Source organism: Streptomyces sp. NPDC006879 (genome assembly GCF_042869595.1).
GTDB lineage: Bacteria > Actinomycetota > Actinomycetes > Streptomycetales > Streptomycetaceae > Streptomyces.
Map to the genome: position 1 here is coordinate 52,174 of NZ_JBIAGC010000016.1, position 20,284 is coordinate 72,457.

Genomic DNA, 20,284 nt, shown 5'->3' on the forward strand with positions numbered 1-20,284 from the left:
CTCAGGGGAGGTCCGGGACCACCGGACCTCCCCCAACCCCTTCCACTGGGGTGCCTTCCTGGCGGGGGCCGCCCCAGTGGAAGAGGGTCATGGCCACGCTGGTGGCCAGGTTGTAGCTGGAGACCTGCGGGCGCATCGGCAGGCTGACCAGATGATCGGCCCGCTCCCGCAGCCCCGCCGAGATGCCGTGCCGCTCCGAACCGAAGGCCAGGAGCGCGTCATCGGGCAGCGCGAAGTTCCGGATGTCCTCGCCCTCCGGGTCCAGTGCGTACAGCGGCCCGGCAGGTAGTTGGTCGAGGGTGAGGCGCTCCACGGCGGTGGCGTAGTGCAGTCCGGCAGCGGCCCGCACCACGTTGGGGTGCCAGGGGTCGAGCCCGCCGGCCGCAACCGGCCCTTCGTCCAAGGTGACCACCCCGGTGGCACCGAAGCCAGCCGCCAGCCGGACCACCGCCCCCACATTGCCGAGGTTGCGCGGGTGGTCCAGGACGATCACCGGTGCGCTCCGGGGCCGGGCAGCCAGGGCCCGCAGCTGCGCGGCACGGTCCCGAGGGGCGGCGAGCGCGGCGGTCCTGGTCGGATGCACTCGTGACAACAGCTCCCGCAGGTCCTCGGGGGCCACCTCCCGCACCAGGTCGGCGAGCGGGCCGGCCACGTCCGGCGCGAGCTCCGCGGCCAGACCCAACAGTGCTGCCCGGTCCTCGGTAATGGCGATCTTGACCTCGGCGCCGAACCGAAGGGCGTGCTTGATTGCGTGGAACCCGTCCAGGAGCACCTGGTCGTCGGCCGCGGCACGCCATCGGCGCACCGTTTCGGCTCTCTCTCCCCGGTCGTCGGGGAGGGGGACAGTCAGGGATCGCTCGCTCATGGCACGAGCGTACGAGGTGACGCCGCGGCGTCGAGCTCCGAGCCACGACGGGGCCCTGGCACCAGATGGCCCGTCCGGCGGGCGAGGAGCCGCCGCGGCGGGCCGGCGACCCGCGCCCCGAGCCACAGCAGGAAGGCCGTCGGCAGGAACACGGCATCCGCGCTGATCATGGCGAGGGAGAAGAACGGCAGTCCCAGCAACACCGCGATGCCCAGGTGCTCCAACACCATCAGGGCGAGCAGGACGTTCTTGATCCGACGGTTGAGCAGGGTGAAGGGGAAGGCCACCTGCACCAGGACCGTGCCGTAGGAGAGCACCAGCACCAGCACCCCGCTGGCCGCGAGCAGTCCCGACAGCGCGGGCCAGGGGGTGAAGTAGTCAAGGTGCAAGGGGTAGTAGAGGGCTGTGCCGTCCTGCCAGCGGGATCCCTGGATCTTGTACCAACCGGCGGTCGCGTAGATCAGACAGACCTCCACCATGACCATGAGCATCGCCGCGTTGTGGACGAGGTTGGCGATGACGTCGAGCAGCGCGCGGAGTTCGCCTTCCGGTTCATGCCTGGCGACCACCCACCACAGGCCATGCGCCGCCCACAGCAGGCAGAACAGGGCGAGCAGCCGGCCGTCCGGGCCGCCGCGCCAGGCGGTCGCCGCCAACAGCGCGCCCAGCAGCAACCAGAGCGCGGGACCGGCCCGGTCCCGCACCGGCAGGCCACGGGCGGCCCTGGCCACCCGCCTGGCGTCCAGGGACCACACCTGACCACAGCGGGTGAGCAGCAGGTAGAGGGCCATCAGGTGGATGACGTTGTCTCCGCCGTCGCCCATGAAGACGCTGCGGTTCTGTAGCGAGAGCACCCCGACCATGAAGAGCGCGGAACTGGCCCGGGTGCGCCACCCGAGCAGCAGCAGTACGCCGGCCAGCACCGCGGCCCCGTAGACCACCTCGAACCAGAGCCGCCCCTGGGACCAGGTCAGCACGGTGAAGGCGCCGTTCCCACCGGTCAGCCGACGTGCCAGGTCCCAACCCCAGGGGCTGTCCGGACCGTAGAGCTCGTGGCGGTGCGGTAGCTCGCGCAGCAGGAAGAAGAGCCAGGTGGCACAGACACCGATGCGCACCACGGCGCTCTGGTAAGGGCCCAGGGCCTCAGCGGTGATCCGGTCCAGGGCGCGCCGCAGCCCGGGAGCCGGGTGCGGGCGCCCCACGGATCCTGCGGGGGCGGGGGCGCTCACGGGGTCGACTCCCTGAGGGCCCCGGACGGTAGGTCGGCGGAGGTGATGTTCCACCAGCCGAGCTCTCGGTAGTGGGTCTCGGGATCGCCGTCCTCGTCGCTCCAGGCGGGCGGGCCCACGGCGGTGGTGGCCGAGCGCAGTTGGACCCGCTCCACGCTGCGCACGGCGAGCCCGGCCCGGGCCAGGCGCAGCATCACCAGACGGCGCAAGTAGGCCTCGGAGAGCTCACCCCGCTCGCCGACCGGCCGGTCGTCGTCGTTGTGGGAACCGCGGAAGAAGTCCCAGGCACGACGCAGCTCGTTCTGTTGGACGTGGGAGGGAAAGGGATTCCCGCGGATGGCGGCGACGTCTTCGGCGGAAAGGTTCCGCCAGTCCGTGGTGGAACGCCGTCCGGACTCGGTGCGCAGCTGTGCTCGGACGTGCACGGCGATGTTCCTCTGGAGTGGATTGGGAGCGAAGAGCTTCCAGTTCTGCTCGAACTCGGGATAGACCCAGTCATCGACCGCGCGCCCGTGCCGTTGGGAGAGCGTGTTGTTCGGCGCGACGTGCAGGAACACCAGCCCCAGGTGGCAGACGGTGGCCACCGCCACCACCCCGAAGGCGAACGCGGCCACGATGCGGTAGGGCCGTGACAGCCCGGAGATTCCGGGTCTGCGGTACCCGTTCGCACTCATTGCGCCCCCAGCCCCTCGCCCACAGAGGTTGACACCCTACGGGCCGCCGTCCGACCATTGAAGCCAATGAACCGAACGATCGGTCGGTAGGGGCATAGAGATGGCGACAGCAACCCGGCAGATGCCGGACCAGGCGCTCGTGGCAGCCTTCGACGCGGCCGTGGCAGCAGACGAGCGCATCGAGCCGCGGGACTGGATGCCCGAGGAGTACCGGGCCTCCCTGGTCCGCCAGATGGCCCAGCACGCGCATTCCGAGATCATCGGCATGCAGCCGGAGGCGAACTGGATCACCCGGGCACCGTCACTGCGCCGCAAGGCGATCCTGATGGCGAAGGTCCAGGACGAGGCCGGCCACGGGCTGTACCTCTACAGCGCCGCCGAGACCCTCGGGACCAGCCGGGACGAGCTGCTGGACCGGCTGCACTCGGGCCGCCAGAAGTACAGCTCGATCTTCAACTACCCCACGTTGACCTGGGCCGACGTCGGCGCCATCGGCTGGCTGGTGGACGGCGCCGCCATCACCAACCAGGTGCCGCTGTGCCGGTGCTCCTACGGACCGTACGCCCGCGCCATGGTCCGCATCTGCAAGGAGGAGTCCTTCCACCAGCGCCAGGGCTACGAGCTGCTGCTCGCCCTCGCCCAGGGCACCCCCGAGCAGCACGCCATGGCCCAGGACGCGGTGGACCGCTGGTGGTGGCCCTCACTGATGATGTTCGGCCCTCCCGACGAGGAATCGGCCCACTCTGCGCAGTCCATGGCCTGGAAGATCAAACGCCACTCGAACGACGAACTGCGCCAACGCTTCGTTGACTACGCGGTCCCGCAGGCCGAGTCCTTGGGCCTGACGCTTCCCGACCCCGACATCCGGTGGGACGAGGAGCGCGGCCACTACGACTTCGGCACCATCGACTGGGCCGAGTTCTGGGCAGTACTCAAGGGCAACGGCCCGTGCAACGAGCAACGGATCACCCAGCGGCGCAAGGCCCACGAAGAGGGCGCCTGGGTCCGTGAGGCCGCCGGGGCCTACGCGGACAAGCAGCGGCTGCGTCACGCATCCGCCACCGCACAGCACGAGGAGGAGCAGGCATGACGCACAACTGGCCGCTGTGGGAGGTGTTCGTACGGTCCCGCCGGGGCCTGTCCCACACCCATGCCGGCAGCCTGCACGCCCCCGACGCGGAGCTCGCCCTGCGCAACGCCCGCGACCTCTACACCCGGCGCAGCGAAGGCGTGTCGATCTGGGTGGTGCCCTCCACGGCCGTCACCGCCTCCTCGCCCGACGAGAAGGACACCTTCTTCGAGCCCTCGGCCGACAAGCCCTACCGCCACCCGACCTTCTACGAGATCCCCGAGGGGGTGCGCCACCTGTGACCACGACCTCCGCGAGCACAACGGCCGCACTCGCCCTCGGCGACGACGCCCTCGTCCTGTCCCAGCGTCTCGGCGAGTGGGCCGGCCACGCCCCCGTACTGGAGGAGGAAGTCGCCCTCGCCAACATCGCGCTCGACCTCCTCGGCCAGGCCCGCACCCTGCTGTCGCTGGCCGGCGACGAAGACGAGCTGGCCTATCTGCGCGAAGAGCGGGCCTTCACCAACCTCCAACTCGTCGAACAACCCAACGGCGACTTCGCCCACACCATCGCCCGACAGCTGTACTTCTCCGTCTACCAACACCTCCTCTACGGGCAGCTGGCCGCGGGCGGAGGCCCGCTGGCCCCACTCGCGGCGAAGGCGGTCAAAGAGGTCGCCTACCACCGCGACCACGCCGAGCAGTGGACCCTACGGCTGGGCGACGGCACCGAAGAGTCACATCGGCGCATGCAGCAGGCCGTGGATGCCCTGTGGAAGTACACCGGCGAGATGTTCCAGCCGGTCGACGGCATCGACCTGGACTGGGCGGCCCTGGAGTCCAACTGGCTGGACGCCGTCACCGAGTCGGTGGAGCGCGCCACCCTGGGCCTGCCCGGCGGGCCGCGCACCGGCGCCCGGGCGGCCGGTGCCGGCCGACAGGGCCTGCACACCGAGTCCTTCGGCCGGATGCTCGCCGAAATGCAGCACCTGCACCGCAGCCACCCGGGGGCGTCATGGTGAGCACGACCGCGCTGGAAGCGGAACTGGCCGAGCTGGCCGGCTCGGTGCCCGACCCCGAGCTTCCGGTCCTCACCCTCGCCGAGCTGGGGGTGCTGCGCGGAGTGAGCGTGGACGGCTCCGGCCGCGTCGAGGTGCAGCTGACCCCGACCTACACCGGCTGCCCCGCCATCGAGGCGATGGCCGCCGACATCGAGCAGGTGCTGCACGCGCACGGCGTGGCCGAGGTGGGAGTTCGAACCGTTCTGGCACCCGCCTGGTCCACGGACGACATCACCCCCGAAGGTCGCCGCAAACTCAGCGAGTTCGGCATCGCGCCGCCCCGTCCGCACCCGGCGGACGGCCCCGTACCGCTCACCCTCTCGGTCCGCTGCCCGCACTGCGGCTCCACCGACACCGAGCTGCTCAGCCGCTTCTCCTCCACGGCCTGCAAGGCGCTGCGCCGTTGCGCGGCCTGCCGTGAACCGTTCGACCACTTCAAGGAGCTCTAGATGGCTGCGGCTCGCCACGGCGTGTTCCACCCGCTCAAGGTGGCGGCCGTCGACCGACTCACCGATGACGCGGTGGCCCTGACCTTCGAGGTACCGCCAGAGCTGCGCGAGATCTACCGGTTCACGCCCGGTCAACACCTCGCACTGCGCCGCACCACCGAAGAGGGCCAGGAGGTCCGCCGCACCTACTCGATCTGCGCCCCCGCCGAGGAAGCGGCACCTGACCGCCTCCGCGTCGGAGTGCGGCTAGTCGAGGGCGGCGAGTTCTCCGTCTACGCCCACAAGGAGGTCCAGGCCGGCGACCTGCTGGACGTGATGACCCCGGCCGGGCGCTTCACCCTGGAACCGAAACGGCCAGGACACTATGCGGCCGTCGTCGGCGGCAGCGGCATCACCCCGGTGCTGTCCATCGCCGCCACCCTGCTGGCACGGCAGCCGGCGGCCCGCTTCTGCCTGGTCCGTAGCGACCGAACCGCGGCCTCCACGATGTTCCTGGAGGAGGTCGCCGATCTCAAGGACCGCTACCCGGACCGCTTCCAGCTGGTCACTGTGCTCTCCCGGGAGGAGCAGGAGGCCGGTCTGAGCTCCGGCCGCCTCGACGAGGACCGTCTCACCGCCCTGCTGCCGGCCCTGCTGCCGGTCGAGGCGATCGACGGCTGGTTCCTCTGCGGGCCCTTCGGTCTGGTCCAGGGGGCTGAGCGCGCCCTTGGCGGGCTCGGGGTGCCCCGTGCCCGCATCCACGAGGAGATCTTCCATGTGGACGAGGCTCCTGCTCCGGCGGTGCGCGCGGCATCCCCCACCGACAGTCGGGTCACCGCACGCCTCGACGGCCGCTCCGGCACCTGGCCGGTGCAGGACGGCGAGTCCCTGCTGGAGACGGTGCTGCGCAACCGTGCGGATGCTCCTTACGCCTGCAAGGGCGGCGTCTGCGGGACCTGCCGGGCCTTCCTGGTCTCCGGTGAGGTGCGCATGGACCGCAACTTCGCCCTGGAATCGGAGGAGACCGAGGCGGGCTTCGTCCTCGCCTGCCAGTCCCATCCGGTGACCCCGGAGGTGGAGCTCGACTTCGACCGCTGAGCGCCCACTCTGCGCCCGGATCGGGCGGGCAGCGGCTCGGGGCCCTCACGTACCCGCCGCTGCTCGCCCCTGTGCTTTTGCCTGCACCTGGCCTATCTTGACGGTCCGTCAGATTCCCGTTGGATCGTCGTCGGACCCACCGGTCGCGGCGCGGGAGGACAGGTAGTGGACTTCACCTTCAGCGAGGAACAACAGGCAGCACTCGAAACGGCACGGGCCGTCTTCGCCGACGTACGCGCAGACAGCGTGCCGAGCCCGGCCCTCACCCCCGCAGCGGTCGCCGAGGACTTCGACCGGGCGCTGTGGCAACGACTGGCGGACGCCGACCTGCTCGGCCTGGTACTGGACCCCCGGTACGGCGGATCAGGCCTGGACGCGATCGCGCTGTGCCAGGTGCTCCGCGAAGCCGGCAAGGTCCTCGCCCGAGTGCCCCTCCTGGAACACTGCGCCACGGCCATGACCCTGCAGGGCTTCGGTGGGCCCGAACTGGCCGCCGACCTGCTGCCACGAGCCGCCCGCGGCGAACTGGTGCTGACCGCCGCGGCCCACGGCCGCAGCGGGCACGAGCCGGCGGAGCTCGCCGTCACCGCGGTCCGAGAAGGTACGGCCTGGGTGCTGGACGGCCAACAGAGCGCCGTGCCGTGGGCGCAGAACTGCGATCTGATCGCCATACCCGCGCACACCCGGGAGGGCCACGGCGTCCTCGCCCTCCTCCCTGCGACCTGCACCGGCCTCACCACCGCCGGGCAGGTTTCCACCAGCGGCGAAGCACTGGCCGAACTCACCCTGCGCGGGGTTCGGGTCCCCGGCTCCAGGGTCATTGAGGCCACCGAAGCCGTGGAACACCTGCGCCGGCTGTTGACCACCGGCACCTGCGCGCTGGCCGCGGGGTTGGGCGCCGCCGTCCTGGCCATGACCGCCGCCTACACCGGCAAACGCGAACAGTTCGGCCACCCCGTGGCCACCTTCCAAGCAGTCGCGGTGCAGGCCGCGGACCGGTACATCGATCTCCGGGCCATGGAGGTCACCTTGTGGCAGGCGGCCTGGCGGATCACCAGCGGAGCTCCGGGACCGCTGCCCGCCGACGCGGACATCGCAGTGGCCAAGATCTGGGCCTCGGAAGGAGTGCGTCGGATCGTCCAGACCGCACAGCACCTGCACGGCGGCATCGGTGCCGACACCGACTACCCGCTACACCGCTATCACGCCTGGGCCAAGCAGTGGGAACTCTTCCTCGGTCCGGCAGCCGCCCAGGAGGAGGCCCTCGGCGCACTACTGGCTGCAAGTTCCTTGGACTGACTGCGCCAACGCCCGGGCCCGCCCCAGAACACCGGTATGTATCGCTCCACGGTGGGGCGACCCCACCGGCAGGGGTGCCGGACGGTCGGGCGGAGTGGTTCATCAGGCCGGGCAGGCGAGCCGAGGAACCACTCCGATGCACGAACCCGTCGGGTGGGGCGGACTCAGAGGACGAAAGCGGGCTCGGTGCTCTCGGCCACCATGGGCCGCCCCGCGCCTTCCCATGCCTGCATACCGCCGTCGATGTTCACCGCGTCGATGCCCTGCTGCACCAGGTACTGGGTGACCTGGGCCGACCGGCCGCCAGCCCGGCACATGACATGCACCTTGCGACCGTCCTCAGCGGCCTCGGTGAACTCACCGAAGCGAGCGACGAAATCACTCATCGGGATGTGCAGGGCACCCTCGACGTGTCCCGCCGCCCACTCGTCGTCCTCACGCACATCCAGGACGAAACCGTCCACTGGCACAGCGGCAGCGGCCACCGAAGGGAGCGAGCCGAAGTTCATTCACGCCTTCTTCCACGAAGTCATCGGACACCAGCAACCTAACCGACGAGCTTGGCCAGCTCCGCTTCGCGCTCCGCGACCTGGGCCAACAGTTGCTCGGCGATCTCGTTGAGCAGGCCGTCCGGGTCGTCGGGAGCCATCCGCAGCATGGACCCGATCGCGCTGCCCTCCAGGTCCCCGGCCACCACCGTCAGCAGTTCCTTGCGCCGGGCCAGCCATTCCAGCCGGGCGTACAGCTCCTCAGCCTCGGTCAGCTGAGGCTCGGCGGGAGCCGGTCCGGCCGCCCACTCGTGCGACAGCTCCCGCAGCTCGGCCTCGTCCCCACGCGCGTAGGCGGCGTTCACCCGGGAGATGAAAGCGTCCCTGCGCTCCCGCTCGGCTTCCTCCTGCGCCAGGTCGGGGTGGGCCTGGCGAACCAACTCACGGTAGATGCGGCGTACTTCCTCGGAGGGACGGACCCTCTCCGGCGGCCGAACCGGCTGGTCCGTCAGCATCGCGGAGGCCTCCGGCGAGAGGCCCTCCGAGCCGAGCCAGTCATGGAAGAGCTCCTCCACACCCGGCATGGGCTGCACCAGCGCCCGCGCCTCCTGCGCCCGGCGCAGGTCCTCCGGGTCACCCGATTCGGCTGCCTTGGCCTCCGCGATCAGCGCGTCCAGCTCATCCAGGCGCGAGTACATCGGGCCCAGCTTCTGGTGGTGCAGTCGGGAGAAGTTCTCAACCTCGACCCGGAAGGTCTCCACGGCGATCTCGAACTCGATCAGCGCCTGCTCCGCGGCTCGGACCGCCCGCTCCAGACGTGCCTCGGGTCGGTCGTCCTCCTGGGGGCCGGCCGCGCCGCCGGCGTGTTCCTCGCTCACCCGCCCAGCCTAAGGCCTGGCCCACGCCCAAGGCCTGGCCCACGCTCCCGGGCGGGCGCACCGCGCCAGCCGCGGCGCCCAGCCACACGGCCGCAGCGCCCGGGGACAGGCCCGCCACCACCGGAGCCTGTGGACCGCGCACCGCCCCACCGGGAGACCTCGGGGCAGCCCCTAAACCCCTGTCTCGGCGGCTATCCGTCCGCTGCGGACCGCCGCCAGCAGGTCCGCGTGATCGACCTCGGTGCGGTCGGCGTAGCGCACCGCGAAGGTGCCCATCGCCCGGTCGAGCTCTTCGGTCTTGCCGCAGTAGCCGGCTATCAGGCGGGGGTCAGCGCTGTGGGCGTGCGCGCGGGCCAGCAGCGCGCCGGTCATCCGACCGTAGTCGTCGAGCTCCTCGGGAGTGAGGGCGGCCGGGTCCACGCTGCCCTTGCGGTTGCGGAACTGGCGCACCTGGTAGGGCCGGCCCTGCACGGTCGTCCAGCCCAGCAGGATGTCGGAGACCACCTGCATCCGCTTCTGCCCCAGCACGACCCGGCGCCCTTCGTGGCGCTCCGGCTCTCCCGGGAACCCGATCCGCAGCAGATGGGGCAGCAGCACGGAGGGGCGGGCCTCCTTCACCTGGAGCACCAGGGGCTCGCCCCGGTGGTCGAGCAGCAGCACCACGTAGGAACGGGTGCCGACGCTGCCGGTGCCGACCACCCGGAAAGCCACGTCGTGGATCGCGTACCGGGCCAGCAGCGGCAACCGGTCCGGGGGCAGCGTCGCCAGGTACTCACCGAGCGAGGCGGCCACCGCGTGCGCCTCCTGGTCGCCGACGCGGCGCAGCACCGGCAGCGCGTCCACGAAACGACGGCCCCCGCCCTCCACCGCCTCGGTGGACTTCGCGGCAAAACGCGCACTGGTGTTCTTGCGGGCCTTGTGCGAGACCCGCTCCAAGGTGCCCAACAGGTCACGGGCGTCGGTGTGGGAGACGAGCTCCTCGTCCGCGATGGCGTTCCAGGCGTCCTGGGACGGCAGCTTGGCCAGCAGTCTCATGGTGCGGCGGTACGCCCCCACGGTGTCCACCGCGGCCGTCCGGCAGACCTCCTCTGAGGCGCCAACGGTACGCCCGGCCAACACCAGGGAGGCGGCGAGTCGCTTGAGGTCCCACTCCCACGGTCCGAAGACGGTCTCGTCGAAGTCATTGAGATCGATCACCAGCCGGCCCCGGGCATCTCCGTACAGCCCGAAGTTCGCCGCATGTGCGTCCCCGCACAGTTGCGCGCCGATCTCGGTGACCGGGCAGCCCTCCAGGTCGTGTGCCATCAGGCCGGCCGCACCACGCAGGAACGCGAAGGGCGAGGCAGCCATCCGGCCGACCCGGATGGGAGTGAGCTCGGGCACCCGGCCCTGGTTGGACTCCTCGACGGCGCGCACGGCGTCGGGGCGGTCCACGACCGGGGTCATATCGGCGTGGGCTGCGAAGGGGACGCGCGCCCGCAGGGCCTTGCCCTCCTGCCGCGGGGAACCAGCCGCACCAGCCACCGCCCGTGGCGCGAACCCCGCCACCCACGGAACGCGCTGCGCTGTCGCTGCCCCGCCGGCCCCCGCTTCCTGCGGAACCGTCATGCCGACCACGCTCATCTCGCCATCCCCGCCTCGTAGAACTTCAACCGCGCACGACCGTACAACCGCGCCCAAGAGCCGTCTTCAGCCTGTGGACGAAGCAGAGCTTGTGGACAGGGCCCTCACCCTGACGGGTGAGCGGCTGCGAGAGCCGCGGCCCGTGAACCGGCACCGCCCGCTCAGACCCCCCGAAGGGCGGGCCCGGGAGCACGTACGCGGCGTCGAACCCCTTTCCGCAGCATGTTCCGGCCGGTCTCCCCACAACTGAACCCACCGCCCGGTGCTTGCCGGACGCACACCGCTCACAGGCCCGCGTCCCGCGCCAACAGCGCGGCCTGCACCCGGTTCTCGCACTCCAACTTCGCCAGGATGCGGCTCACATAGGTCTTCACCGTCGCCTCGCTCATGTGCAGCCGCCGGCCCGCGTCCGCGTTGGAGAGCCCCTCACCCAACAGGGCGAGCACCCCGCGCTCCCGCTCGCTCAACTCCGCGATGCGGCGCCGCGCCTCCTCCCCTCGCGCGGCGGCACGCCCGGACACCAACTGATCCACCACATGGCGGGTGGCACCCGGCGACAGATAGGCGTCCCCCGCCGCAGCGGCCCGCACCGCCTGGATCAACTCGGCCGGGGCCGAGTCCTTCAGTAGGAAACCCGCTCCCCCCTGGGACAGCGCACGCAGGACGTTGTCCCGCTCCCCGAAGGTGGTCAGGACCAGAGCGCGCACCCCCGGGGCCACCCGGCGCACCTCGCCCAGCGCCGCCAGACCGTCCATCAACGGCATCTGGATGTCCAGCAGCACCACGTCGGGCGCGTGGGCCCGTACCAGCTCCACCGCCTCCCGACCGTTCACCGCCTCCGCGACCACCTCGATCGACGGGTCGGAGGTCAAGATCATGCGGATGCCCGCACGAATCAGTGGCTCATCATCGGCGATCACCACCCGGATCACCGCTTCGCTGCCCGTCACCGCCACTCCCACCACACCCGACCCGACCGTCCCGGCCACCGCCGGTCCCGCTGTTCTGACCTGCCCTCAGCGTTCCGTCTCGTAAGCCTTCTTCTCGACCAGCTTGCCGTCCTTGAAGCAGAAGCGGAAAACCGGCTCGGCCGTGAAGCTGCTGCCGTCCTCGGAGGACATCAGCACCAGACAGGCCGAGCCCGGCGGTTTGGGCGGCCCCGTCCCTTCCAGACCGGCGACGAGGGCGGTGTCCCCGCTCGGCAGCCGCTCGCGCACCTGCCGCTCCGACTCCCCCACCCGCACCTGGTCGTACTCCTCCTTGCTGATCATTGCTTCGTCGAGGGAGCCGGCCAGCATGAAGAACGCCACCCCCAACAACACCAGCACACCGACCATCACCACCAGGGACAGACCGCAACCGACCAGGAAACCCGAGCGTCCCCCGCGCTCGCGCCTGACGAAATCCTGCTCCACGGCTGCCCAGTCCACCTCACCGCCGGAACCCTTCGACGGCCTCGACTGCTGCCGGAAATCGTCCGCACCGGCCACCGCGTTCACCACCGGCTGGGTCGCCTCCGCCCCATACGGCAGCATGCCGGCCACCCGGAAGCCGCCGTGCTCGGTGGCACCGGCATGCACCATGCCGCCCACCAGTCGCGCCCGCTCGCGCAGCCCGGTCAGCCCCTGCCCGCCGCTGACGAGGGTGGCGAGCCCCGGGGCCTGCCCCGACCCGATCGGCCCGTTGGCGACCTCCACCACCAGTGAATCCGGTTCGTAGCGCAGCTCCACGGTGATCGCTGCACCGGGCGCGTACTTGTAGGCGTTGGTCAGCGCCTCCTGCACGATCCGGTACGCCGCGTGATCGCAGGCGGCCGGGAGCGCCCGCTGTGTTCCGAGCACCCTGAGGTCCACCTCGGTGCCAGCCGCCCGCGCCACCTCCACCAAACCGCCCAGCCCCGCCACGCCACGTGCGGCCGGCTGCGCGTCCTCGGACGGTACGGGGGCCTCGGTCCCGTCCCGGAGGATGCCCACCACCTCGCGCAGCTCGTGCATCGCCGCCACCGAAGCCCCGCGCAGCACGGACACGGCGTCCCGCTGTCGGTCGGTCAGCTGCGGGTCGACTTCGAGCGCCCCGGTGTGCACGGAGATCAACGCCAGTTGGTGTCCGAGGCTGTCGTGCATGTCCTGGGCGATGCGCTGCCGCTCTCGGAGCCGAGCCTGCCCAGCCACCATCTCCCGTTCCCGCAGGAGTTGCACATTGCGCTCCTGAAGGGCGTGCAGCAGACTGCGCCGCTGCGTCCAGTAGCGGCTGGCCAGCCCCGGTACCACCACCAGGGCGACGAAGAAGAGGGTCGACAGCAGCATCATGACCAGCGGCGGGAGCGCCCGCGGCTGGTCGGCCACCGACACCCCCAGGTTCAGGACGTAGGCGAGGCAGAAGGCACCCAGCGCCCGGCCCACCCCGGTGATCCGCCGGCCGGCCGACCAGCCCGCGAGCACCAACAACGGAGCCAGTCCGCCCAGGATCGCAGCGCCGGCCGACACCACCACCAGCACGCTCGCCGGCAGCCTGCGGCGCAGCAGCGACAACCCGGCCACCACGAGGGCCACCAGCACCTGACGGAGGACCGACTGGTGGTCCAGGTCCTCGATTCCGGCCGCGAAGAGCATCAGCAGGGCCGCCAGCAGACTCTCGCCCACGACCCGCCTGCGGGTCCAGGGTTCGGGCCCCTTGAGCCATGCCCAGCCGTCCTGGAGCTTCGCAGTCACATCCACCCCCCGACCCTAGGCAGCGGCCCCGCCCGGCGACGCCCTCCTTTCGTCGCGCCGCGCCCGACGAAAGTCGCGCGAGGGGTCACCGGCCCGCCCGCGGGGTAGCGGTGCCCCGGCCCTGTGGCGGCCCGTGCGCCGTGGCGCTCATCACGGGGGTCGTGGCCCTTCGTGCTACCGCCGCTCGGCTCGTCCTACCCGCGTTCTTGGTCCAGCCAGCGGGCCTCGGCCTCGGCTTCGCTCCCGACACGTTCATCGGTCACCGCCGCCGCCAGGTGTGCGGTGCAGACGGGCCGCCGCATCGCCGACCTGTCTCGGGCGCACGCAAAACGGCCGCCATCGTGAGTACGATGACGACCGTTTCGTCGTTCCCGAGACCATCTTGTTAAGGATGCTCCCTGGTGGGCGAGGGGGGATTTGAACCCCCACGTCCCGAAGGACACTGGCACCTGAAGCCAGCGCGTCTGCCGTTCCGCCACTCGCCCGAGCAGCGTCCCAGTGGCCTTCCCTTTCGGTCCGTTCCCCTGGCGACACCGGAACATTAGCACGTCGGAAGGGGTGGGTTCACATCCCTTTCCAGTGGGCAACGCACCCGGGCGGGGAGGTCGGAACGCGCCTCCCCTCCCGCACCGCCCGCCCGGTGCGGGACACTGTCCGGGGGCCGCCTCTACGATCCCCCTGTGAGTACCAACACTCACGACCCAGGCAGCCAAGGGGAACCAGCCGTTTCCCCCACGCGTGGATACGATCAGTAAGCAGTACCAGGACGACAGCGACGGAGGAGGTGCCCCATGGGAGTCCTGAAGCGTTTCGAGCAGAGGCTCGAAGGCCTGGTCAACGGCACCTTCGCCAAGGTCTTCAAGTCCGAGGTGCAGCCGGTTGAGATCGCCGGCGCCCTCCAGCGCGAGTGCGACAACAACGCGACGATCTGGAACCGCGAGCGGACCGTCGTACCGAACGACTTCATCGTCGAACTCAGCGCACCGGACTACGAGCGGCTGAGCCCCTACTCGGGCCAGCTCGGCGACGAGCTCGCCGGCTTGGTCCGGGACTACGCCAAACAGCAGCGCTACACCTTCATGGGCCCCATCAAGGTGCACCTGGAGAAGGCCGAGGACCTCGACACCGGCTTGTACCGGGTCCGCAGTCGCACCCTCGCCTCCAGCAGCTCCCAGCCACAGGGCCAGACGCCCGACCCGTACGCGCAGGCCCCGGGCCACCGCGGCGGCTACGGCTACCCGCAGGGCCAGGGCCAGCAGGGCGGCTACGGCTATCCGCAGGGGCAGCAGGGCGGCTACGGCTACCCGCAGCCCAGCGGCGCCCCGCCGATGCCCCCCGCTCCTCCCGGAGCCGGCGCGGGCATGCCATCTCGCCCGGCGCCCACCGGCCCCGGCGCGGCGGTGCCCGGCGGAGCCCAGGCCCGCCGTTGGATCGAGATCAACGGCACCCGCCATCAGATCTCCCGCCCGACGCTGGTGCTGGGCCGCAGCACCGAAGCAGACGTGCGGATCGACGACCCCGGCGTCTCCCGCCGGCATTGTGAGATCCGGACCGGAACGCCCTCGACGATCCAGGATCTCGGGTCCACCAACGGCATCGTGGTGGACGGGCAGCACACCACCCGCGCTACGCTCCGCGACGGCTCGCGGATCGTCGTGGGCAGCACGACCATCATTTATCGGCAAGCCGAAGGGTGAAGCGGGGGCAATGTCAGAGCTGACCCTGACGGTCATGCGGTTGGGTTTCCTGGCCGTACTGTGGCTGTTCGTCATCGTGGCCGTCCAGGTCATCAGGAGCGACCTGTTCGGGACGCGAGTCACCCAGCGGGGCTCGCGCCGCGGCAACGCGGAGGGGCGGGCCGGGCAGCAGCAGGGCGGAGGCGGTCGGCAGGCCGCTCAGCCACCGACGCAACGCCAGCGCCGTGGCGCCCCCACCAAGCTGGTCGTGTCCGAAGGCACCCTCACCGGCACGACCGTCGCGCTCCAGGGGCAGACGATCACCCTGGGCCGGGCACATGATTCGACGATCGTGCTGGACGACGACTACGCCTCCAGCCGACATGCCAGGATCTACCCGGACCGTGACGGCCAGTGGATCGTCGAGGACCTCGGTTCCACGAACGGTACGTATCTGGACCGGAGCCGCCTCACCACTCCGACGCCCATCCCGCTGGGCGCCCCGATCCGCATCGGCAAGACCGTCATCGAGCTGCGGAAGTAGTACGAGAATGAGTGAGCGGAGCGAGCGAGCCGCAGCGGTCCGTCTGCCGGACCCGAGCGCGCTCCCGACCGGAGGGTGGGCAGTGTGGCTCGAGACCGGTTGTACCCGGAGGCATCGTCGACTGGGCAGGTGCGCATGAGTCTGTCCCTGCGGTTCGCCGCCGGTTCACACAAGGGCATGATCCGCGAGGGCAACGAGGACTCCGGCTACGCCGGTCCGCGCCTGCTCGCCATCGCGGACGGCATGGGTGGTCAGGCGGCCGGTGAGGTCGCCAGCTCCGAGGTGATCTCCACCCTCGTCCAGCTCGACGACGACGTTCCCGGGTCGGACCTGCTCACCTCACTGGGCAGCGCCGTGCAGCGCGCCAACGACCAACTGCGCGTCATGGTCGAGGAGGATCCACAGCTCGAAGGCATGGGCACCACGCTGACGGCCCTGTTGTGGACCGGTCAGCGTCTGGGCCTGGTCCATGTCGGGGACTCCCGGGCCTACCTGCTGCGGGACGGCCTGTTGACCCAGATCACACAGGACCACACCTGGGTGCAGCGGCTGGTGGACGAGGGCCGGATCACCGAGGAGGAGGCGACCACCCACCCACAGCGGTCCCTGCTGATGCGGGCGCTCGGCAGTGGTGACCACGTGGAGCCCGATCTGTCGATCCGTGAGGTCCGGGCGGGGGACCGCTACCTGATCTGCTCCGACGGACTGTCCGGCGTGGTGTCCCACCAAACCCTCGAAGACACCCTCGCCAGCTACCAGGGCCCCCAGGAGACGGTGCAGGAGCTCATCCAACTGGCGCTGCGGGGCGGCGGCCCCGACAACATCACCTGCATCGTCGCGGACGTCCTCGACACCGACACCAACGACCCGCTGGCGGCCCAGCTCAGTGACACCCCGGTCGTGGTCGGTGCGGTCGCCGAGAACCAGCACCAGCTCTTCGATGGCGGGGCCATGCAGACCCCGGCCGGCCGCGCCTCCGGCCTCGGGCGCCGCCAGCCGCCCGCCTCCGGCGCCTTCGGCCCCCCCGGCAGCGGCGGCGAGCCCGGCTACCAGACCCCCGACGGTTCGTTGGGCGAGTACGAGGACGAGTACGAGAAGTACGAGAACTTCGACCGCGCCAAGCCACGGACCGGCCGCAAGTGGGCCAAACGCTCCTTCGTCCTGCTGCTCGCCCTCGGCGTCCTCGGCGGCGGTGTCTACGGCGCCTGGCGCTGGACACAGAACCAGTACTACGTAGGCGTCAAGGACCAGCACGTGGCGCTCTACCGGGGCATCAGCCAGGACCTGGCCTGGATCAAGCTCTCGCAGGTGGAGAAGGACCACCCCGAGATCGAACTCAAGTACTTGCCCTCCTTCAAGCGCAAGAAGGTCGAGGCGACGATCTCCGAGGGCAGCCGCGAGACCGCCCAGCGGAAAATCGATGAACTCTCCGTACAGGTCAGTGCGTGTAGGAAGGAAGAAGCACGCCTCAAGGCCGAAGCGGAGATCAGCAAGCCCTCCACCGAGACCGAGGGCCAGGAAGGCACGGCCGGCACCCAGCCGGAGAACGCCCAGAACACCAACACACCGTCACCCGGTCCCAGCCTGACCGCCGAGGAGCAGAAGCTGGTCGGCCAGTGCGGCAAGCAGTAAGCGGGCACAGGGGGCCTGCCACACCATGAGCGTTGTCACCAACACGACGACCATCGGAGCCATCGAGCTGCCGAGTCGGCGCAACACCGAGCTGTTGCTGCTCGTCTTCGCCGTCGCCATCCCCATCTTTGCCTACGCCAACGTGGGGCTGGCCATCCACGGGGAACTGCCGCCCGGGATGCTGGCCTACGGCCTCGGGCTGGGGCTGCTCGCGGGCGTCGGTCACCTCGTGGTGCGCAAGTACGCCAAGTACGCGGATCCGCTGCTGCTGCCGCTCGCCACCCTGCTCAACGGCCTCGGTCTGGTCCTCATCTGGCGGCTGGACCAGTCGGAGCGGCTCCAGAACCTGGCCAAGCGGCAGTACGGCGTCTTCAGCGCCTCCGCACCCAACCAGTTGTTCTACACCGCGGTGGGCATCGCGCTGTTCGTCGGCGTGCTGCTGGTCCTCAAGGACCACCGGGTGTTGCAGCGGTTCACGTACATCTCGATGGTGACCGCCCTGGTGCTGCTGATCCTCCCGGTCGTCCCGGGCCTGGGCGCCGACGTCTTCGGCGCGAAGATCTGGATCAGCGTCGCCGGCTTCTCGATCCAGCCGGGCGAGTTCGCAAAGATCATCATTGCGGTGTTCTTCGCCGGCTACCTCATGGTCAAGCGGGACGCCCTGGCCCTGGCCAGCCGCCGCTTCATGGGTCTGTACCTACCGCGCGGACGCGACCTCGGACCGATCCTGATGATCTGGGCGATGAGCCTGCTCATCCTGGTCTTCGAGAACGACCTCGGCACCTCGCTGCTGTTCTTCGGCATGTTCGTGATCATGCTGTACGTGGCCACCGAGCGAACCAGCTGGATCGTCATCGGCCTGCTGATGTCGGTCGGCGGAGCCGTCGTGGTGGCCTCCTTCGCCAGTCACGTCCAGGCCCGTGTGAACGCCTGGCTGGACCCCTTCAGCTGCTACACCACTTCCGGCGCCTGTGAGCAGGTCGGCCAGTCCCTGATGTCCTTCGGATCCGGCGGGGTCCTCGGCTCCGGCCTCGGCCAGGGCAGCTCCGACCTGATCCTGTTCGCGGCCAACTCGGACTTCATCTTCTCCACCGTCGGCGAGGAACTCGGCCTCGCCGGAGTGATGGCCTTCCTGCTGATCTACGGCCTGATCATCGAGCGTGGCGTGCGCACCGCCCTGGCCGCACGGGACCCCTTCGGCAAGCTGTTCGCCATCGGCCTGTCCGGAGCCTTCGCCATCCAGATCTTCGTGGTGGCCGGCGGTGTGATGGGACTCATCCCGCTGACCGGTATGACCATGCCGTTCCTCGCCGCCGGTGGTTCCTCCGTCATCGCCAACTGGGCGTTGATCGGGATCCTGATCCGCATCAGCGACACCGCCCGGCGCCCGGCACCCGCCCCCGCCCCCTCCACCGACTCCGAGATGACCCAGGTGGTCCGACCGTGAACAAGCCCCTGCGCCGAATCGCGATCTTCTGTGGACTGCTCGTCCTCGCCCTGCTGGTCCGCACCAACTGGCTGCAGTACGTGCAGGCGGGCGAACTCAGCACGCGCAAGGAGAACCGCCGAGTCCAGATCGCCCAGTACGCCCAGGAGCGCGGCAACATCATCGTCGGGGGCAAGCCGATCACCGGCTCGATCGTCACCGACGGAAGTGACTACAAGTACAAGCGCACGTACAAGGACGGCCCCATGTGGGCGCCCGTCACCGGCTACGCCTCCCAGGCCTTCGGCTCCACCCAGTTGGAGAAGCTCGAAGACGGCATCCTGACCGGGAACGACGACCGGCTCTTCTTCGACCGCACCATCGGCATGTTCACCGGTGAGAAGAAGCAGGGCGGCAACGTCATCACCACCTTGAACGCAGCAGCCCAGGAGGCGGCCTACAAGGGCCTCGGCGACAACAAGGGCGCCGTCGCGGCCATCGACCCGCGCACCGGAGCCATCCTCGCGCTGGCCAGCGCACCCTCGTACGACCCGTCCCGGTTCGCGGGCAACTCCAAGAACGACGAGAAGGCCTGGGTCGAACTCAAGGACAGCAAGGACAAGGAGCTCACCAACCGGGCGCTGCGGGAGACCTACCCGCCCGGCTCCACCTTCAAGGTCGTCACCGCCGCCGCCGCCCTGGAGCACGGCAAGGTCTCGGACATCAACGCGCCGACCGACACCCCGGACCCGTACATCCTGCCGCTGTCCAGCCGCGAGCTTCCCAACAGCCACGGAGACTGCAAGAACGCCTCGCTCAACGAAGCGCTGCGGATCTCCTGCAACACCGTCTTCGCAAAGCTCGGCGACGACATCACTCGCGACAAGATGCTGGAGACGGCGGAGAAGTTCGGCTTCAACAACGACAAGGTCGACACTCCGGTCCGCGCCTTCGCCAGCGTGTACGACAAGGAGATGGACCGGGGCGGGAACGCGCTCTCCTCCATCGGCCAGTTCAACACCGCCGCCACCCCGCTCCAGATGGCCATGGTCGCCGCCGCGATCGCCAACGACGGCAAGCTGATGAAGCCCTACATGGTGGAGGAGCTCACCGCCCCCAACCTGGACGTGCTCGACAAGCAAGACCCGGAGGAGATGAGCCGACCGCTGAGCCCCGAGAACGCCCAAAAGGTGCAGGAGATGATGGTCAACGTCGTCGAGAACGGCACCGGCGGCAACGCCCGGATCAACGGCGTGACGGTCGGCGGCAAGACCGGTACCGCCCAGCACGGCGAGGGCAACAAGAAGCGCCCCTACGCCTGGTTCATCTCCTACGCCAAGACCAGCGAGGGCTCGCCGGTCGCGGTCGCGGTGGTCATCGAGGACAGCGCGGCGAGCCGCGAGGACATCAGCGGCGGCGGCCTGGCAGCCCCCGTCGCCAAGGCCGTCATGAAGGCCGTACTGGACTCCCGCCAGTGACGCCCCCCTCCGCGGCCAGCAGCCGAAGCCCGGTGATCTCCCTCACAGTCGGGGGAGATCCGAGCACGTGGTGATACCGGTCGGGTATCGGCCCGTGGCCACGGTC

Annotated in this window: 19 protein-coding genes and 1 tRNA gene; 11 read left to right on the plus strand and 9 right to left on the minus strand. The window is 70.1% G+C overall.

Annotated elements, in window-relative coordinates:
* Position 1: 1 nt before the first annotated feature.
* The 3 genes from ACFYMC_RS15120 to ACFYMC_RS15130 are packed head-to-tail and all read right to left on the minus strand — an operon-like array spanning position 2 to position 2,768.
* On the minus strand, positions 2-865 hold the full coding sequence (locus ACFYMC_RS15120) for a TrmH family RNA methyltransferase (protein WP_388524249.1): 864 nt from the start codon (positions 863-865) through the stop codon (positions 2-4).
* On the minus strand, positions 862-2,094 hold the full coding sequence (locus ACFYMC_RS15125; protein WP_388524252.1) for an HTTM domain-containing protein: 1,233 nt from the start codon (positions 2,092-2,094) through the stop codon (positions 862-864). The genes ACFYMC_RS15120 and ACFYMC_RS15125 overlap by 4 nt, the downstream gene beginning before the upstream one ends.
* Complete coding sequence (locus ACFYMC_RS15130) at positions 2,091-2,768, minus strand: DUF5819 family protein (RefSeq protein WP_388524255.1); 678 nt, start codon at positions 2,766-2,768, stop codon at positions 2,091-2,093. The genes ACFYMC_RS15125 and ACFYMC_RS15130 overlap by 4 nt, the downstream gene beginning before the upstream one ends.
* A gap of 100 nt (positions 2,769-2,868) precedes the next feature.
* Between ACFYMC_RS15130 and paaA the strand changes: the two genes are divergently transcribed.
* The 6 genes from paaA (at position 2,869) to ACFYMC_RS15160 (ending at position 7,722) form a co-directional block, all read left to right on the plus strand.
* On the plus strand, positions 2,869-3,858 hold the full coding sequence (paaA, locus tag ACFYMC_RS15135; RefSeq protein WP_388524258.1) for a 1,2-phenylacetyl-CoA epoxidase subunit PaaA: 990 nt from the start codon (positions 2,869-2,871) through the stop codon (positions 3,856-3,858).
* Positions 3,855-4,139 (plus strand): 1,2-phenylacetyl-CoA epoxidase subunit PaaB, encoded by a 285-nt coding sequence (gene paaB, locus ACFYMC_RS15140; RefSeq protein WP_388524261.1) that lies wholly within the window; start codon positions 3,855-3,857, stop codon positions 4,137-4,139. The genes paaA and paaB overlap by 4 nt, the downstream gene beginning before the upstream one ends.
* Entirely contained in the window at positions 4,136-4,858 is a 723-nt protein-coding gene (paaC, locus tag ACFYMC_RS15145) for a 1,2-phenylacetyl-CoA epoxidase subunit PaaC (RefSeq protein ID WP_388524264.1), read from the plus strand. The genes paaB and paaC overlap by 4 nt, the downstream gene beginning before the upstream one ends.
* Positions 4,852-5,346, plus strand: coding sequence for a 1,2-phenylacetyl-CoA epoxidase subunit PaaD (gene paaD, locus ACFYMC_RS15150; protein ID WP_388524267.1), 495 nt, complete (start codon positions 4,852-4,854; stop codon positions 5,344-5,346). The genes paaC and paaD overlap by 7 nt, the downstream gene beginning before the upstream one ends.
* Entirely contained in the window at positions 5,347-6,423 is a 1,077-nt protein-coding gene (paaE, locus tag ACFYMC_RS15155) for a 1,2-phenylacetyl-CoA epoxidase subunit PaaE (RefSeq protein ID WP_388524270.1), read from the plus strand. It abuts the gene before it with no gap.
* Between the two features lie 165 nt (positions 6,424-6,588).
* Positions 6,589-7,722 (plus strand): acyl-CoA dehydrogenase family protein, encoded by a 1,134-nt coding sequence (locus ACFYMC_RS15160; protein WP_388524273.1) that lies wholly within the window; start codon positions 6,589-6,591, stop codon positions 7,720-7,722.
* A gap of 164 nt (positions 7,723-7,886) precedes the next feature.
* Here ACFYMC_RS15160 and ACFYMC_RS15165 read toward each other — a convergent pair whose 3' ends face one another.
* From ACFYMC_RS15165 to ACFYMC_RS15190, 6 genes are all read right to left on the minus strand, one after another.
* Positions 7,887-8,231, minus strand: coding sequence for a rhodanese-like domain-containing protein (locus ACFYMC_RS15165; RefSeq protein WP_388524276.1), 345 nt, complete (start codon positions 8,229-8,231; stop codon positions 7,887-7,889).
* 38 nt (positions 8,232-8,269) lie between these two features.
* A complete protein-coding gene (locus ACFYMC_RS15170; RefSeq protein ID WP_388524279.1) occupies positions 8,270-9,088 on the minus strand; it encodes a hypothetical protein in 819 nt (272 codons plus the stop codon).
* A 171-nt stretch (positions 9,089-9,259) separates the two neighbouring features.
* Positions 9,260-10,711, minus strand: a complete 1,452-nt coding sequence (locus ACFYMC_RS15175) for a DUF2252 domain-containing protein (protein ID WP_388524282.1) — start codon at positions 10,709-10,711, stop codon at positions 9,260-9,262.
* A 284-nt stretch (positions 10,712-10,995) separates the two neighbouring features.
* A complete protein-coding gene (locus ACFYMC_RS15180; protein WP_388524284.1) occupies positions 10,996-11,661 on the minus strand; it encodes a response regulator in 666 nt (221 codons plus the stop codon).
* 66 nt (positions 11,662-11,727) lie between these two features.
* Complete coding sequence (locus ACFYMC_RS15185) at positions 11,728-13,428, minus strand: sensor histidine kinase (RefSeq protein WP_388524287.1); 1,701 nt, start codon at positions 13,426-13,428, stop codon at positions 11,728-11,730.
* Positions 13,429-13,821: 393 nt separating this feature from the next.
* A tRNA-Leu gene (locus tag ACFYMC_RS15190) sits at positions 13,822-13,907 on the minus strand.
* A gap of 306 nt (positions 13,908-14,213) precedes the next feature.
* Here ACFYMC_RS15190 and ACFYMC_RS15195 point away from each other — a divergent pair.
* The 5 genes from ACFYMC_RS15195 to ACFYMC_RS15215 all read left to right on the plus strand — a co-directional run bounded on the left by ACFYMC_RS15195 (position 14,214) and on the right by ACFYMC_RS15215 (position 20,178).
* Entirely contained in the window at positions 14,214-15,119 is a 906-nt protein-coding gene (locus tag ACFYMC_RS15195) for an FhaA domain-containing protein (RefSeq protein WP_388524290.1), read from the plus strand.
* A 10-nt stretch (positions 15,120-15,129) separates the two neighbouring features.
* Positions 15,130-15,642 carry an FHA domain-containing protein gene (locus ACFYMC_RS15200; protein WP_388524293.1) on the plus strand — a complete coding sequence of 171 codons (513 nt, stop codon included), beginning with the start codon at positions 15,130-15,132 and terminating at the stop codon, positions 15,640-15,642.
* A gap of 135 nt (positions 15,643-15,777) precedes the next feature.
* A complete protein-coding gene (locus ACFYMC_RS15205) occupies positions 15,778-17,274 on the plus strand; it encodes a PP2C family protein-serine/threonine phosphatase (RefSeq protein WP_388524296.1) in 1,497 nt (498 codons plus the stop codon).
* Positions 17,275-17,299: 25 nt separating this feature from the next.
* Entirely contained in the window at positions 17,300-18,721 is a 1,422-nt protein-coding gene (locus ACFYMC_RS15210) for an FtsW/RodA/SpoVE family cell cycle protein (protein ID WP_388524299.1), read from the plus strand.
* On the plus strand, positions 18,718-20,178 hold the full coding sequence (locus ACFYMC_RS15215) for a peptidoglycan D,D-transpeptidase FtsI family protein (RefSeq protein WP_388524301.1): 1,461 nt from the start codon (positions 18,718-18,720) through the stop codon (positions 20,176-20,178). Before ACFYMC_RS15210 ends, ACFYMC_RS15215 begins: the two co-directional genes overlap by 4 nt.
* Positions 20,179-20,284 lie beyond the last annotated feature (106 nt).

What these genes read in the sequence shown, in the direction of transcription:
- paaB (WP_388524261.1), top strand. Translation starts at nt 3,855, where the DNA reads ATGACGCACAACTGGCCGCTGTGGGAGGTGTTCGTACGGTCCCGCCGG.
- paaD (WP_388524267.1), top strand. Translation starts at nt 4,852, where the DNA reads ATGGTGAGCACGACCGCGCTGGAAGCGGAACTGGCCGAGCTGGCCGGC.
- ACFYMC_RS15210 (WP_388524299.1), top strand. Translation starts at nt 17,300, where the DNA reads ATGAGCGTTGTCACCAACACGACGACCATCGGAGCCATCGAGCTGCCG.
- ACFYMC_RS15195 (WP_388524290.1), top strand. Translation starts at nt 14,214, where the DNA reads ATGGGAGTCCTGAAGCGTTTCGAGCAGAGGCTCGAAGGCCTGGTCAAC.
- ACFYMC_RS15200 (WP_388524293.1), top strand. Translation starts at nt 15,130, where the DNA reads ATGTCAGAGCTGACCCTGACGGTCATGCGGTTGGGTTTCCTGGCCGTA.
- paaE (WP_388524270.1), top strand. Translation starts at nt 5,347, where the DNA reads ATGGCTGCGGCTCGCCACGGCGTGTTCCACCCGCTCAAGGTGGCGGCC.
- ACFYMC_RS15165 (WP_388524276.1), bottom strand. Translation starts at nt 8,231, where the DNA reads ATGAACTTCGGCTCGCTCCCTTCGGTGGCCGCTGCCGCTGTGCCAGTG.
- ACFYMC_RS15130 (WP_388524255.1), bottom strand. Translation starts at nt 2,768, where the DNA reads ATGAGTGCGAACGGGTACCGCAGACCCGGAATCTCCGGGCTGTCACGG.
- ACFYMC_RS15175 (WP_388524282.1), bottom strand. Translation starts at nt 10,711, where the DNA reads ATGAGCGTGGTCGGCATGACGGTTCCGCAGGAAGCGGGGGCCGGCGGG.
- ACFYMC_RS15120 (WP_388524249.1), bottom strand. Translation starts at nt 865, where the DNA reads ATGAGCGAGCGATCCCTGACTGTCCCCCTCCCCGACGACCGGGGAGAG.
- ACFYMC_RS15205 (WP_388524296.1), top strand. Translation starts at nt 15,778, where the DNA reads ATGAGTCTGTCCCTGCGGTTCGCCGCCGGTTCACACAAGGGCATGATC.
- paaA (WP_388524258.1), top strand. Translation starts at nt 2,869, where the DNA reads ATGGCGACAGCAACCCGGCAGATGCCGGACCAGGCGCTCGTGGCAGCC.